Raw genomic sequence first — 14,060 nt, forward strand, 5'->3', positions numbered from 1 at the left:
AGATGAAATTGTTGTTGAGATCATTCCTGGCCTTTGGTGTCCTGGCTGCTCTGGCCGCCCCGGCGGTCTCCGCTCAGGCAAAGCCCACTGTCGTCCTCGTCCACGGTGCGTTCGCGGATGCATCCAGCTGGAACGACGTTGTCGCTCGGCTGGAAAAGGACGGCTACCCCGTTGTCGCGGTTGCCAATCCGCTGCGCAGCGTGAAGAGCGACGGCGATTACGTCGGCCGCATCCTCGCCGGAATCAAAGACCCGGTTGTGCTGGTCGGGCACTCCTACGGGGGATCGGTGATCAGCGATGCGGCCGCACGTGCAGACAACGTCCAATCCCTCGTCTATGTGGCGGCGTTCGCCCCGGAAAAGGGAGAAACAGCGGTCGAGCTTTCGAGCAAATTCCCCGGAAGCACCCTGGCTCCCACACTGGCTGAACCCGTTGTGCTCGATGGCGGCGAGAAGGACCTCTACATCCAGCAAGGGAAGTTCCACGAGCAGTTTGCGGCCGACGTGTCATCCAGAGCGGCCAAGTTGATGGCAGTGACACAGCGACCGATCACCGAAAGTGCGTTGAACGAACCAGCGCCAAACGCGGCGTGGAAAAACATCCCGTCCTGGTTCATCTACGGGGACGCCGACAAGAACATTCCGGCCAAGGCACTTGGATGGATGGCCGAACGGGCCCATTCCAAGGGGACTGTCGTGGTCAAGGGAGCCTCCCACGTCGTCATGGTCTCACACCCCGATAAGGTCGTTCAGGTCATCGAAGAGGCTGCTTCGGCCAAGTAGGTCTCGCAATGGGCGGCGACATATCGCGCCGCCCATCACGGCTACGGTAGCCTCTCATGGAAGGGTCCGCGAGCCGACGGTGCGTCATGGATGATCTGTTGAAGACGTCGGGTGGAAATGATGCCCAGGTTGGTCATCACGACGAAAATATTCCTGATTAAGGAAACGCCTCGTTGACGAAGTCGAGGAAGGCGGGCAGCGGCTGGCGGACCAGGGGCCCGATGCGGCAGATTCAGGCGCCCAGCTTGGTATCGGCAGAACGAGCCTACGAGAAGGCTTTGCTATGGGTCGCAAGATCCCGCTTCAGTCGAGTGCCGTTCACGACCCACGCCATGTTGCCGCAGAACGCCTCCCAAGACACGCAGCTCCCGTGGCGCGATGGCGGAGTGCTGAGGCTCGAGGACGGTCTCGTTTGCGGTCTGGACCTCGGCGATGTGCAGTTCGCCACTCGTTTCATGGAAAAATCTGGCGGGCGGCCTTGTTCCCCTTGGAGATTTTTCAGGCAGTTGATCTACACGCGTTCTTTTTCGTCGTCTGGTCCGTCTGACGAGGGAAGGAAAGCTGAGGATTAGCTTTTGGGAAATCACAGGGCCAGCGACGCGCTCGCACGCCGATCTATGGATGCAGCGCCGGTAGCGCGCGTTATGTCCTGCAAACGAACATTGTACGACGCCGTGCCTTGAAACCAGAGCCGGAATTGGAAACGAGAACATACAACTTTTGATCGGGGGAGGCCGACCAATTTGGTAAATAGCCGCCGTCGTCGTTTTTGTTCAATCTTGGCTTTAACAAGGAACTTACTCGATGGCCGGATTCCGTCTCTGCATGAAAGATGTCGGGTGGTCGATCATCGCCAAAGCCAGGCATACGCCGGTTCGACTTGACGGCGTTCCCCTCGTCTCGGTGGAGGCTGACGAAGCAAACGATATCAAGGCCATTCTGGAGGGCATTGACCGCATACGATCGGACAAGGCGTGTCGGGTTTCTTTTGTCAAGCACCGACTTCTTGTAAAAAAATGGCAGGCCAGTCAGCTCCGGACGAACGAGTTTGCGGCGTCCAGATCGTTCACGGGCTTTTGCGGATAAGGCCGGAGCAAAACCGATGGACTACTTGGCCGAAGAAGAGAAGCGACTTGGACGGCCGATCGGCGGACTGCTTGGGACGATCAAGCGGGACGATGGAATTTATGAAGCGCGCGTTGTCCCTGCGTATGCGGGCGAAGATCGTACGGTCGTCTTCATTCGGAAGCCGAACTGGAAAGAGTGGCTTTTATCGCTTGCGCGCTAATCGACGTCCTTGAGAGACCGGCTCTGGAGCTGGTCATCCAACTCCTCGAACGTCCTTTGATTTGAGAGAGAAACGACAAATGCGAAGAGGTGTTCGTCAGGCACGCATTTCGGATATCGACAAGGCGATAGGTGAGCGCCTTCGCCAGCTTCGGCAGATGCGTGGGATGACGCAGACGACGCTCGGCGAGGCCGTGAATGTGACGTTCCAGCAGATGCAGAAATACGAGCGCGGGCTCAACCGGATCGCCGCGTCCACTCTCGTCGGCTTCTGCAACGCCCTGAAAGTGACTCCAATGGAAATCCTCGGAGGTTTCGTGGCCGAGGAGATGCAATCTGAAGACCTGCAACTATTGGAGAAGCTGCATGATGCCGAGAACCGCTTGCAGCAGATCCACGAGCTTTCGAAAAGTTAGCTGCTTTTCATGGCAGTTCATGGCAGTGAGTTCGATGGCACACGACGGCCGGGCACGATCATTCCCTGACCACTGGGATAGAAGCGCGACAAAAGGTCGGCTTCGTTGCGCTTTTCGTCATTCGTCGAGTCGCATAAGTTTTTCACGTCTCATGGGGACACGAGAATCTGCGGGCGGCCGTTTAAGGCAACGCGGTGTGCCACGGCAGGTTTTTGCGGAGGGTTAGCGCCGGTGCGCTAGCCCTCCATTTTTCGGTCCCGACATCCTGTTGAGATCTGCATCCAACTAATCAGATTGTCGGCAAACGAGTGCTGAAGGCGATCAGGTGCGATTGATTCAAAATCAACCAAAGGTAAAAACGCCAACAAATGCAGTGGGTTTGAATGACTGCTCTTGAAAGACTCGAGTCGATGCTGTACTAAAAATGCGGATTTAGTATAAGCGGCCCCTCGACCATCTCCAACGCCAAAAAAGGCAGGATTGAGATCGTTGTACTAAAAATCATGATTTAGTACAACGAGGCTGACATGAAGCAGATCGATCTCATGTATCGCACCATGACCGCTGAACTCGGGCAACGGTTGTTGGATGCCAGCTTCTCAGCTGACTTCCCCGTTGAGGGTCGCTTCGTAGGCGTCACCAACAAGGGTCGCAAATACTGGTATTTCGATCAGCCGACCGAAGGCGAGGGGCATAGGCAGAAACGCCAGTATGTCGGCCCTGCAGATGACCCGGAAATCAACAGGCGCGTCGAAGACTTCAAGGCAATCAAAGACGACGCCAAAGCCCGCCGGAAGTACGTCAGCACGCTCGTTCGCGAAGCTGGCTTGCCGGAACCGGATCGGTTTTCAGGCAATGTGGTCGAAGCTCTCGCCAATGCCGGAATCTTCCGCCTTCGAGCCTGCCTGGTTGGATCGGTTGCCTTCTCGGCCTACGGCGCTCTTCTTGGCATTCGCCTGCCCGCCTCGTCGATGATGACGGGTGACGCCGATTTCGCCCAGGACTACGCGATCAGCTCCGACGTAGGGGATATCCTTCCCCCGATGCTCGAACTCCTGCAGGGCGTCGATCCGACGTTCCATCCATTGATGGATCGCTCCGGATCGCCTCGCGTGACCGGCTTCATCAATAACGACGGCTACAAGGTCGAATTCCTGACATCGAACCGCGGGTCGGATGATCACATGGACAAGCCGGCCGATATGCCGGCCCTCGTGGGTGTCGCGGCCGAACCGTTGCGTTTCCTTGATTTCCTGATCCGCGATCCCGTTCGGGCCGTCATGCTGCACAAAAGCGGCATCTCGGTCGTCGTGCCTGATCCGTGCCGATATGCGGTCCATAAGATGATCGTGGCATCTCGCCGGATTGTGGACACGATTGGAGCTGCTAAGCGAGAGAAGGACCTGAGGCAAGCCGTCCTGATGTTCGAAGCGCTCGATGCTGCAAACCGTCTGGATGACCTTGCCGAGGTGGCAAACGAGGCATGGGAGAGGGGAGAAGCATGGCGCAATGCCATTCAGGAGGCGATGGGCTACATGCCTCGAAAGGAAAGGGCGTCAACCGTCGCCCTGTTCCGGGATCTCGGTATCAATCACGAAGTCCAATGACCCTCGCCACCTTGCGAACGGCACAAGCGCATACTTTGCATCGAAAAACTCGCCGTCGGGAATGTAGATCCCGAATTTGGCGATCTCGCAATCCGGTCGATTTTGATGAGGTGTTTGCGAATTCCGGCCCAACCAGTGGCTATGTAAAAACCATCTCGGCAAGCCCAAAATCCAAAGCGGATTCACACAATCCCGCAGCATCGGCTCAACGCAACTAACGCAGGCGGTTGATGCAGCGCCAGCCAGATCGATCTGCCAACGACCCGCGCATCAGCGCGCCGTGTGTCAACCGCGTCAGGTTCTGCGGCTACGCTCCCAAACCTTCGTTTGGGAAGTCGCCATCATCGCCCAATGCTAGATTTGATGATCGTTTTGGCAGGAGGTTGCAATGCAGATATCGAAATCCGTCATCCTTGGCATGGTCTGGTTCAACACACTGCTTGCAGGCTGGCTCTCCATCTACATGCTGTACGATCCTGAAGGTTGGTATTTCTTTGTCCCGGGCGTTACCGATACCGGGATGTATAACCAGCACTTCATTCGAGACATCGGAATTATTCAGGGATTTATCGCGCTTGCTTTTGCGGTAGGTGTATGGAAACCCAGCCGTCGAATTGAGCTTTGGGCGGCCGCAACCCTTTGGTTGATCGCCCACGCTGTCTTTCACCTTTGGGAAGTCGCAGTAGGTATATGCTCTTCCTCGGTGATCCTGCGAGACTTTCCGGCGGTAAGTCTGCCTGCGATCTTCGGCATCTTTGCAACGCTCTGGGCAGTTCGGCAGTCGACAGCGCTTTCCTCCCAGCAGAGAGCGACTGCAATTCGCGCCTAGCTATTCGGTCGCTTTTGTTCGACGGAAGAACGAACGGTAAGGCGCGTCGTCCTTGGCCGTCTAACTGTCGGCGCGTGCGGGGTCCGTAGTGCCAATGCCAGCAAGACCGAACCAGCGAAAATCCTCTATCGCTGCCTCTAGGATTCGTCGCTGCGAACTGCCCGAATGGGCCGCGGCGCGAAATGCGACACTTAAGACTTTCATGTGCCTGTTTCAGATTACTGTCTGAAGGCCAAGTTCGACAACTCGCCCGCTCGGCAGCCCGAAGTAGTCTGTCGCATTGCTCGCGTTCCTGGAAAGGGCGATGAACAGCCTGTCCTGCCAGAAGGGCATACCTCCCTTCCTTGAAGGAAGGATGGTCCTTCGTGACAGAAAGAACGAGGTCGACATGATGTCGAACTTCAGGCCGAGCTTGCGCACGAGGATGAGCGCGCGGGGAATGTTGGGCGTTTCCATATACCCGAAGGTGATCACGATCCTGCTGAAGAGCGGGTTGAAGCTCTCGAGAAAGATCTTCTCGTCGTCTGGTACAAACGGGGTCGTGGCGGTCGTGACGCTCAAAATGACGTTCTGCTCGTGAAGCACCTTATAGTGTTTGAGACTGTGAAGAAGTGCTGTCGGGGCGCCCTCGACGTCACTTGTCAGAAAGACGGCGGTTCCGGGCACCGTCGGGAGCTTCTTGCGGTCGAGATTGTTGATGATGACGGACAGCGGAATCTCATCGGCCCTTGTCCGCCTGGCAAGAAGCCTGCGTCCAGCCGTCCAGGTCTGCATGATAAGCGCCATGGCTGACGCCACCGTCACTGGAACCCAGCCGCCTTCGGCGAACTTGGCGACGTTCGCGGCAAGAAAGCCCGCGTCGATCATGGCCAGCGGGACGATCACGGCGACGGCGCCGGCCAGCGTCCAGCTCCAGATCCGCCGCATGACGACAAAGAGCAGCACCGAGGTGATGAACATCTCCGCCGTCACCGCTATACCGTAGGCGGCCGACAACCCGCTGGAGCTCTGGAAGAAAAGGACCAGCGCGGCGACGAAGATGAAGAGCAGGCTGTTCACCTGCGGCATAAAAATCTGCCCGGAATGCGTTTCCGACGTGTGCAGGATCTGAAGGCGAGGGAGCAGGTTCAAGTGCATCGCCTGTCGCACAAGAGAGTAGGCGCCGGAGATCACGGCTTGGCTGGCGATGACGGTGGCTGCGGTTGCGAGGCAGACGATCGGAAGCCTCGCCCATTCCGGATGCATGCCGAAGAATGGATGGGCGGCCATCTCGGGATGAGAGAGGACGAACGCGCCCTGGCCGAAGTAGTTGAGCAGCAAACTTGGGAAGACGAGCGCGAACCAGGCGATGACGATCGGGCGACGGCCGAAGTGCCCAAGATCGACATACAGCGCTTCGGCGCCGGTGACCGCAAGGAAAACGGCGCCCAGCACCGCGATGGTCGATCCTAGATTGTCGGCGACGTAGCGAAAGGCATGGAGGGGGTTGATCGCGGCAAGGACGGAAGGATCGTCGAAGATATGGATCGCGCCGCCAACGCCGAGCACCAGGAACCATAGGGCGGTGATCGGCCCGAACACCGACGCTACTCCGCTTGTTCCGAATCTCTGGACAAAGAACAGAACGGCAATGATCGTAAGCGTGATCGGTACGACCCAGTGCGACAAGGCGGGCGCGACGACCTCGATGCCTTCGACAGCCGACAGGACCGAAATCGCCGGCGTGATGATGGCGTCACCGAGAAACAGCGAAGCGCCCGCCACTCCAAGGATCAGAACCCATTTCGGACGGCCCGTAAGGCCTTCGCGCGCCAGCGTCATCAGCGAAAGCGTGCCGCCTTCGCCTCGGTTGTCCGCCTTCAGGACAAAGGAGACGTACTTTACGGTGACGACGATGGTAAGGGCCCAAACGATAAGGGAAAGGACGCCCAGCACGTTGGCATGATGCGCCCCCGATCCGGCCGTGGCGTGCAATGCCTCCCTGAAGGCGTACAGGGGACTGGTGCCGATATCACCGTAGACGACCCCGAGCGCCGCGAGCACGAGCGACGGCATTCCGCTCCTAGTCTCGTGTTCCAGTTCCGGATCATCGAGGCGCATCTGGGGGTGGGTCAATTTGGGATCCCGATTGGCACCAAAGCGAAGGTTGCCACCGCGACGCTCGCATTGCAATGTCCGACGAGAGACCGTTTCGCGACCCGCCGAACTCGAGCAAATGCGCAGTGTTTGACAGACCGCGTTGGCGAAGCTACTCCGATTTCGGTCGGTGCGCCGGCCGGACGATGTTTCGTTCAATCCGACCCGCCACCGAAAAGATCAACACCTCGACATCCATGTCGATCTTGTCGCCATCCAGAAGCCTGACCACGTCGTCGATGCCCGATGTAGGGTGGCCATCGATCGCAAGCAGATAGTCTCCCGCCTGAAGTCCTGCTCGCGCTGCCGGGCTTTCTTCCTCCACCCGGCGCAGACGAACGGCCGTTGTCTGACTAAGCCCAGCCTCCAAGGCCACTCGCCGATGCAGTTCTACGGTATCGGCTGCGATGCCGATATAGGCGCGCCTTACGTGGCCGAACCGCAGGAGCTCTGACACAACATGTTTGGCAGTGTTGGATGCCACAGAAAAAGCGATGCTTTGCGCGCCTTGGATCACGGCCGTATTGACGCCGATGACCTCGCCTGCTGAGGAAACGAGTGGCCCGCCGGAATTTCCGGGATTGAGCGCGGCATCCGTCTGGATGATGTCATCCATCAGTCGTCCGCTGGCGGCGCGCATCGATCGGCCGAGGGCCGAAACGATACCTGCCGTCACAGTCCACTCGAAACCGAGCGGATTTCCGATTGCGATTGCAATGTGCCCGCGCTTCAACGTCTTGGAGTCTCCAAGCCGGGCCCAGGAGCCTGCCCAATCATTCGCACGAATAAGCGCAAGATCGCTGTCCGGATCGCGACCCAGCACCTTGCCCTCGATCACAGCGCCATCTGGCGTTTTGATCCGAACGGATTTGGCATCGTCGACGACGTGGCTGTTCGTTATGACCAGACCATCGGGAGAAATCGCGAATCCGGAACCATGTCCGGCCCGACCGCCCACCCTTTCGATGCGATTGACCGCAGGCCCTACAAGATCGACCGCGTTCGATACTGACTGAGAATAGGCATCCAGTAGGCTGGCGTCATGTGACGGCTGGAGGTCACGATCAATGAAACCCATGAAAACTCCTCGGACGCGAGGCGTCCAATTTGAGGAACGGCAGCGGCTGCAAAGGCGAGAGGCTGTCGGTTCGACAGATTGAGATAGGGATATCAAATGAGATGGCACCTTGCTCAAATCAAGTGGGATCGAGCGGGTCGTCATTTCGCGCCCATGTCACGTGACGCATCACCGAAAGTTGACCTAGAGCATGCATCGCGACGTCGCCTGCATATCAGGCTGTGGTACATTTTTGACGGATGGACAATGCGGTGATTGGAGCGCCGATGTTTGCAACGCTTGCGATGCTCATGAGCCTCTCCGGTGCGGCCCCGGTCACCGTGCAACTGGACGCAGGCGAGGTTGATGTGAAACTCGTCCTTGCTGTCGACACGTCCCGGTCCATGGACCAGGAGGAGGTTCGCATCCAGCGGGAGGGCTATGTCGAGGCGCTCAAGCACAAAGAATTCATCGAGGCGGTGACGGGAGGGCTCACCGGACGCATTGCGATCAGTTACTTCGAATGGGCGGGCTATGTGGTGCCCGGTTCCGTCATCGACTGGCATGTGATCGAGACGGAGCAGGATGCGATTGGCTTTGCCAGCATGCTTGAGCAGAGACCAATCACCACGCAGCGCCGCACGTCGATCTCCACCGCGATTGCCCAAGGGGCTGCAATGATCGTCTCCAGCCCCTATTCAGGCATGAGACAAGTGATCGACGTCTCCGGCGACGGCACAAACAATTCCGGAAACCCGGTTGCGCCAGCCCGCGACAAGGCAGTGGAGGCCGGCATGGTCATCAACGGACTTGCGCTCATGTTGCGCCCCTCTGGCGCACCGGGCGGACTCGACAAGTATTATGCCGATTGCGTGATTGGCGGCCCCGGTTCCTTCGTCTTGCCAGTCAACAAGATTGAGGATTTCGCTGTGGCAGTGCGCCGCAAGCTTGTCCTGGAAGTCAGCGGTCTTTCTCCCGTGCCCACGATGGACAGGATTGCAGACCAACCGGTGACCGACTGCATGGTCGGTGAGCGGCAGTGGCAGGATATGTTCGATCGATGATGCCACGAGGCTCGCCTCGCCTTTGGATACTCAGCCCCCCAGCGTCTCGCGCAGCACATCGAAGACCCGCGTATCAAGTGTCTGGGAAACATTGAAACGGATGAAGTTCTTTGCCGATTGGGAAAGGCTGAACGCATTTCCAGGCGCCAAGACAATCTTCCTTTTCAGGGCAGCACGTGCGACATCGGCTGCGTCGGCCTCTTCGGGCAGTCGGCACCAAAGGAACATTCCTGCGGAAGGCTCGAGCCAAGGGACGATGCCGAGGTTCTTCAGTCTGGCCGAGACGTCGAACATCGCTTTCGAGAGCCGGCTGCGCAAAACCTCGACGTGCTTGCGATAGCTGCCATCGCTGAGCACCTTGTAAACAAGCTCGGCAGAGAGCGGCCCGCCGCCGAAAGAGGTCGCGATCTTGAGATCGATCAGCCCATCGATCCATTCCCGCTTTGCGGCAATGAAGCCGCAGCGGGCCGAGGCAGACAAGGTCTTCGAAAAGCTTCCGATATGGATTACTCGGTCCAAGCCGTCGAAGGCCGCCAGGCGCGGAGCCGGCGTATGCTCGAAATCGGCGAAGATGTCGTCTTCGATGATGGTCAGGTCGAACTTATCGGCAAGTTTCAAAATCCTGTGGGCGACGACGGGGGAAAGCGTGGCGCCCGTCGGGTTATGGATTGCCGAATTCGTGATGTAGAGGCGCGGTCGATGCTCTTCCACGGTCTCAGCGAAGAGCTCGACGTTCGGACCTGAAGGCGTATAGGCAACGCTGACGATCTTGGCGCGGTGCGCCCGCAGCAGTGCCTGGAAATTGAAGTAGCAGGGATCGTCCACGAGCACCGTGTCGCCCGGTTCAATGAGGAACCTGCAAAGCAGATCGATGGCCTGGGTCCCGGACTCAGTCAACATGATCTGATCCGGCGATGCCGCCATCCCTCGCTCCGCCATGCGCCTCGCGATGTGCTGGCGCAGTGGCGGTAGGCCGAGAGGGGAGCCGTAGTCGGCGAGCGCCGTGCTGCCGGCGCGCGACAGCGCCCGCAAGGCCCGGCGAATGCCGTCTTCTGGAAGCCACGACGGTGGGAGCCACCCGCAGCCTGGCTTTAGATTGCTGTCATCGGCCTCCAGCGACTGGCGCGACACCCAGAAGGGATCGACGGCACGGTCCAGCTTCGGGCCGACCTCGGAAAGCGAAAATGGAGCGGCCAGGTTTGCGACGTAGAAGCCGGAACCTTTTCGGGACAGGATCAGACCTTCAGCAACCAGGCGTTCATAGGCATCAACGACCGTCGACGTGGACACGCCCACTGTCGCGGCCATTGCCCGAACCGACGGCAGTTTCGCACCTGGCGTCAGATTGCGGCCGGCAATCCGTTGTCGAATTGTGGCCATGACCATCGCCACTCGGCTGATATTGGGTTCCGTAGTTTCATCCATCTGTACTGCTACCTCACGCATAACAGTTTTATAAAACTGTATCAGACTGTCACTGGCGTGACCATGCCTCCGGCCCGATAAGGACGGCACATGAGAAAGGCAAGGTACATGGACCGCTCGGCATCTGGATGGCTTAACGGCCTTATCGGCGTGGTGATCTTCAGCGGCTCGCTGCCCGCGACACGTGTGGCGGTCATGCAGTTTGATCCGGTGTTCTTGACGGTCGCGCGGGCGGCAATCGCCGGTGCGCTGGCGCTTTTACTGCTGCTTTTTTTCGCAGAGAAGCGTCCAGCAAGACGTGATGTGTTTTCGTTGGTCGTGGTCGCCGCAGGCGTGGTGGTGGGTTTCCCATTGCTGACTGCGCTCGCGCTGCAGCATATGACGTCGGCGCACTCGGTCGTCTTCGTCGGCCTGTTGCCCCTCGCCACCGCTGTCTTCGGCGTCATCCGCGGCGGAGAACGTCCGAAGCCGGCCTTCTGGCTCTTTGCAGTGATGGGAAGTGCATTGGTCTGCAGTTTCGCCTTGGCGCAGGGCCTCAGCGCTGCGCCAGTCGGAGATGCTCTGATGATGGCGGCGATCATCGTTTGCGGGCTCGGCTATGCCGAAGGCGCTAAACTTTCGCGAACATTGGGAGGATGGCAGGTCATTTCCTGGGCGCTCGTTTTGTCTCTCCCGCTGATGATCCTGGCATCGATCTGGTTCATGCCGGCAAGCTTCTCGGATATCGACGCCCCTGCGCTAGGCGGCCTGGTTTACGTCTCGCTCTTCAGCATGCTGATCGGCTTTGTCTTCTGGTATCGGGGCCTAGCGCAAGGCGGCATTGCCAGTGTTGGGCAATTGCAATTGCTTCAACCCTTCCTCGGTCTGACCCTGGCCGCAACCCTGCTGCATGAAACGGTGACCTGGACCATGTTTGCAGTGACTGCCGCGGTCATTGCCTGCGTGGCGGCTGCCCGCAAGTTCGCACGGTAGCAACGGCCACGAATGCTGCTTCCCGGCCAAGCGGCAGCCACGCTCCCCGACTGTCGCTCGTTGCCTCGTCGCTGCCGCTGCCGACTTCGATCTGCAGCAGCTCGACGCGATTGGCTTGCGTGTGGGGTGGTCCCGACGATCGTTGGAAGCGTAGATCCAGCTTTGACTGCGACGATAATGGCGCACGTTGTCGCGCCAGTGCAATCGAAGCGTGGCTATCATCACCAACGACCGCGCGGGCTTTCCTTTCTTGCGTGACGGCCTCGCCGGGAACGCTTTGTACCAGTGTTCTAGCCGATCTAACCGTATGTATAGTGTCTGGCGCCCTGCAATCCTCCTACACTTCAAGCACATGAACCAAGGGGGAATGACGATGACTTCGGCTGATCTCATTCATTCAAGCAGGTATCGGGCTACCGCCAGGCGAAATGCGGTGTTAATCGCTGATGCCGAAGTGGGGACGGCCTCGCCGCTTGTCGAAAGCCTGATCGGCAATGGCCTTCATGTGTGCCTCGCCGATACCGCCGATGCAGCGAGACGGCACCTGCGCGAAAGAACCATCTCTTTCGCCATCGTGGAACTCGTCTTCGACGATGGCGATGGCATCGGCCTGGTTGAGGCTATCACAGCAAGCTATCCGCGCTGCCGCACGCTGGTGCATAGCCGCTTCTGCAACCTTTCTAACGCCGTACAGGCAATCAAGTCGGGCGCCAGCGATGTTCTTCCCAAGCCCACCGATGTCGACTTTCTGATTGCCGTTCTGCTGAACAAGGATCTCCGACAGCCGACGTTCCTGTCGTCCTTCCCGGCTCCCGGTAGTGTCCGCCAGGAGCATATCAGGGACGTCTACATGTCGTGCGGCGCCAATGTGGCGCGCGCTGCACGCCAATTGTCCATGCACCGACGGACGCTGCAGCGCCTCCTCAAGCGCACCCCGCTGTTGTGAGGGGCAAGGTCCTAGATGCCGGCATCACTCGTCGCGGTGCGGGTCGCCAATATCTTGTCAATACGCATCCCGTCCATGTCGACGATCTCAAACCGCCAGCCATCAAAGTCGAATATTTCACCAACCTCTGGAATACGCTGCAGCTGGTGAAGGGCAAAACCTGCGAGCGTGTGGAAATCTCCTTCGGGCTTGTCCCGCATGCCAAGGCGGTCAAACGCTTCGAATGCCGGCATCATCGCATCGACGAGCAATGAACCGTCCGCACGTACGACGATATCTGGTTCCTGATCCGCACCCGGAAGGTCTCCCGCAATTGCCTCCAGCAGGTCTGTCTGGGTAATGATACCCTCAAGGGTTCCATACTCGTCGATGACAATCGCAAGCCTCACGGGCGATGCCTTGAAGATGTCGAGGACCCGAACGACCGACGTTCTCTCGTGCAGCACCAATGGTTGCTTTATCACATCCATGGGACGCAATTTGCCTCCGTCCAGCACCTGATCGAGCAGGTCCTTCTTGAGGACCATGCCAATCGGTTCGTCGATCGATCCCCGTGCGACGAGGAGTTGCTCATGTCTACACTTCCGGATCGTGGTGAGGATTTCCGCTTGACTGCCATCGGCGTCGAACCAGTCGACATCAAGCCGCGGCGTCATGATGTCGGAGATTGGTCGATCTCCTATGTTGAACACGCGTTCGAGCAACTGCTGCTGGACCTGGTTGAGAAGGCCAGCCTCTTGGCTCTCGGCAACAAGTAGTTTCAGTTCGTGTGGCGAATGGAAGGAGGCTTCGCCAGTGCCGGGATGAAGCCCCACAGCACGCAGCACGAGGTTGCCCATGCCGTTGAGAGTGAAGATGGCGGGCTTGAAGATCACGAGGAATAGGCCAAGCGGTCTGACGACGGCCAGGGATGTCACTTCGCTTCTTTGCAGGGCAAGGCTTTTTGGTGCCAGTTCGCCGAGGACGATGTGGAGAGAAGTGATGATGACAAACGCAATCACTACGGCAATGGTGTGTGAGCCTGTGGCGGCCCAGCCTGCCGGCAACCAGCCCAACAGCGGCTCGATGAGATGAGCAAGCGCAGGTTCCCCGACCCATCCAAGCGCCAGTGAGGAAATCGTGATCCCAAGTTGCGTGGCAGCAAGGTTTGCATCGAGGTTATCGACAGCGCGCTGCAGGGCCGACGCGTTCATCCTGCGGGCGGCTACGAGTTCGGCGACGCGACTGCGCCTGACAGAGACCAAAGCGAACTCTGCGGCGACGAAAAATCCGTTTGCCGCAACGAGTAAAACCACGGCAAGAATTCCGATGTAGTCGAAAATACTGCCATCCTGATCGGGCATGCGGAAAAGCTCCAGCTGTCGAAAGAGCTGGAACTTTAACATGACCGCGAGTTAGTCATCTATCGCGAAGGTGCGGCACTCCCCGCTCTCGTTGTCAAAGACCTCGACGTTCGCCAGTCGTCCTCGCATGTCAGTTCCTTCCATTGACCAGGGCCTGCGGCACGTCGCCTTCGGGGTGACCACGCCGAATGGCACC

General features: G+C 58.6%; 12 protein-coding genes. 8 read left to right on the forward strand and 4 right to left on the reverse strand.

All coding sequences use genetic code 11. The features are described from left to right. Nucleotides 1–2 precede the first annotated feature (2 nt). The 5 genes from ACSQ9D_RS24770 (at nucleotide 3) to ACSQ9D_RS24790 (ending at nucleotide 4,921) form a co-directional block, all read left to right on the forward strand. Nucleotides 3–782, forward strand: coding sequence for an alpha/beta fold hydrolase (locus ACSQ9D_RS24770; RefSeq protein WP_436284522.1), 780 nt, complete (start codon nucleotides 3–5; stop codon nucleotides 780–782). A gap of 1,102 nt (nucleotides 783–1,884) precedes the next feature. Continuing rightward, on the forward strand, nucleotides 1,885–2,070 hold the full coding sequence (locus ACSQ9D_RS24775; protein WP_436284523.1) for a hypothetical protein: 186 nt from the start codon (nucleotides 1,885–1,887) through the stop codon (nucleotides 2,068–2,070). Between the two features lie 79 nt (nucleotides 2,071–2,149). Continuing rightward, on the forward strand, nucleotides 2,150–2,485 hold the full coding sequence (locus ACSQ9D_RS24780) for a helix-turn-helix domain-containing protein (RefSeq protein ID WP_436284524.1): 336 nt from the start codon (nucleotides 2,150–2,152) through the stop codon (nucleotides 2,483–2,485). Between the two features lie 527 nt (nucleotides 2,486–3,012). Then, the gene (locus ACSQ9D_RS24785) at nucleotides 3,013–4,092 is read left to right on the forward strand and encodes a nucleotidyltransferase family protein (protein ID WP_436284525.1); all 1,080 of its coding nucleotides are present in this window, start codon (nucleotides 3,013–3,015) and stop codon (nucleotides 4,090–4,092) included. A 388-nt stretch (nucleotides 4,093–4,480) separates the two neighbouring features. Beyond that, entirely contained in the window at nucleotides 4,481–4,921 is a 441-nt protein-coding gene (locus tag ACSQ9D_RS24790; protein ID WP_436284526.1) for a hypothetical protein, read from the forward strand. Nucleotides 4,922–5,134: 213 nt separating this feature from the next. Here ACSQ9D_RS24790 and ACSQ9D_RS24795 read toward each other — a convergent pair whose 3' ends face one another. Continuing rightward, a complete protein-coding gene (locus ACSQ9D_RS24795) occupies nucleotides 5,135–7,021 on the reverse strand; it encodes a potassium transporter Kup (RefSeq protein ID WP_436285163.1) in 1,887 nt (628 codons plus the stop codon). Nucleotides 7,022–7,169: 148 nt separating this feature from the next. Continuing rightward, entirely contained in the window at nucleotides 7,170–8,135 is a 966-nt protein-coding gene (locus ACSQ9D_RS24800) for a S1C family serine protease (protein ID WP_436284527.1), read from the reverse strand. A gap of 266 nt (nucleotides 8,136–8,401) precedes the next feature. Between ACSQ9D_RS24800 and ACSQ9D_RS24805 the strand changes: the two genes are divergently transcribed. Beyond that, nucleotides 8,402–9,178 carry a DUF1194 domain-containing protein gene (locus ACSQ9D_RS24805; RefSeq protein ID WP_436284528.1) on the forward strand — a complete coding sequence of 259 codons (777 nt, stop codon included), beginning with the start codon at nucleotides 8,402–8,404 and terminating at the stop codon, nucleotides 9,176–9,178. Nucleotides 9,179–9,208: 30 nt separating this feature from the next. Here the strand turns inward: ACSQ9D_RS24805 and ACSQ9D_RS24810 are convergent, their stop codons facing one another. After that, the gene (locus ACSQ9D_RS24810) at nucleotides 9,209–10,624 is read right to left on the reverse strand and encodes a PLP-dependent aminotransferase family protein (RefSeq protein WP_436284529.1); all 1,416 of its coding nucleotides are present in this window, start codon (nucleotides 10,622–10,624) and stop codon (nucleotides 9,209–9,211) included. An 87-nt stretch (nucleotides 10,625–10,711) separates the two neighbouring features. Between ACSQ9D_RS24810 and ACSQ9D_RS24815 the strand changes: the two genes are divergently transcribed. Continuing rightward, the gene (locus tag ACSQ9D_RS24815; protein ID WP_436285164.1) at nucleotides 10,712–11,575 is read left to right on the forward strand and encodes a DMT family transporter; all 864 of its coding nucleotides are present in this window, start codon (nucleotides 10,712–10,714) and stop codon (nucleotides 11,573–11,575) included. Nucleotides 11,576–12,008: 433 nt separating this feature from the next. Then, nucleotides 12,009–12,521 carry a response regulator transcription factor gene (locus ACSQ9D_RS24820; RefSeq protein ID WP_436284530.1) on the forward strand — a complete coding sequence of 171 codons (513 nt, stop codon included), beginning with the start codon at nucleotides 12,009–12,011 and terminating at the stop codon, nucleotides 12,519–12,521. A gap of 11 nt (nucleotides 12,522–12,532) precedes the next feature. Here ACSQ9D_RS24820 and ACSQ9D_RS24825 read toward each other — a convergent pair whose 3' ends face one another. Then, complete coding sequence (locus ACSQ9D_RS24825) at nucleotides 12,533–13,864, reverse strand: hemolysin family protein (RefSeq protein ID WP_436284531.1); 1,332 nt, start codon at nucleotides 13,862–13,864, stop codon at nucleotides 12,533–12,535. Between the last annotated feature and the right edge of the window lie 196 nt (nucleotides 13,865–14,060).

It is taken from the genome of Rhizobium sp. LjRoot258 (genome assembly GCF_964254185.1).
GTDB lineage: Bacteria > Pseudomonadota > Alphaproteobacteria > Rhizobiales > Rhizobiaceae > Rhizobium.

Excerpts from the sequence above, each read along its gene's own strand:
- ACSQ9D_RS24770 (WP_436284522.1), top strand. The coding sequence starts at position 3 with ATGAAATTGTTGTTGAGATCATTCCTGGCCTTTGGTGTCCTGGCTGCT.
- ACSQ9D_RS24775 (WP_436284523.1), top strand. The coding sequence starts at position 1,885 with ATGGACTACTTGGCCGAAGAAGAGAAGCGACTTGGACGGCCGATCGGC.
- ACSQ9D_RS24780 (WP_436284524.1), top strand. The coding sequence starts at position 2,150 with ATGCGAAGAGGTGTTCGTCAGGCACGCATTTCGGATATCGACAAGGCG.
- ACSQ9D_RS24785 (WP_436284525.1), top strand. The coding sequence starts at position 3,013 with ATGAAGCAGATCGATCTCATGTATCGCACCATGACCGCTGAACTCGGG.
- ACSQ9D_RS24790 (WP_436284526.1), top strand. The coding sequence starts at position 4,481 with ATGCAGATATCGAAATCCGTCATCCTTGGCATGGTCTGGTTCAACACA.
- ACSQ9D_RS24795 (WP_436285163.1), bottom strand. The coding sequence starts at position 7,021 with ATGCGCCTCGATGATCCGGAACTGGAACACGAGACTAGGAGCGGAATG.
- ACSQ9D_RS24800 (WP_436284527.1), bottom strand. The coding sequence starts at position 8,135 with ATGGGTTTCATTGATCGTGACCTCCAGCCGTCACATGACGCCAGCCTA.
- ACSQ9D_RS24805 (WP_436284528.1), top strand. The coding sequence starts at position 8,402 with ATGTTTGCAACGCTTGCGATGCTCATGAGCCTCTCCGGTGCGGCCCCG.
- ACSQ9D_RS24810 (WP_436284529.1), bottom strand. The coding sequence starts at position 10,624 with ATGCGTGAGGTAGCAGTACAGATGGATGAAACTACGGAACCCAATATC.
- ACSQ9D_RS24815 (WP_436285164.1), top strand. The coding sequence starts at position 10,712 with ATGGACCGCTCGGCATCTGGATGGCTTAACGGCCTTATCGGCGTGGTG.
- ACSQ9D_RS24825 (WP_436284531.1), bottom strand. The coding sequence starts at position 13,864 with ATGCCCGATCAGGATGGCAGTATTTTCGACTACATCGGAATTCTTGCC.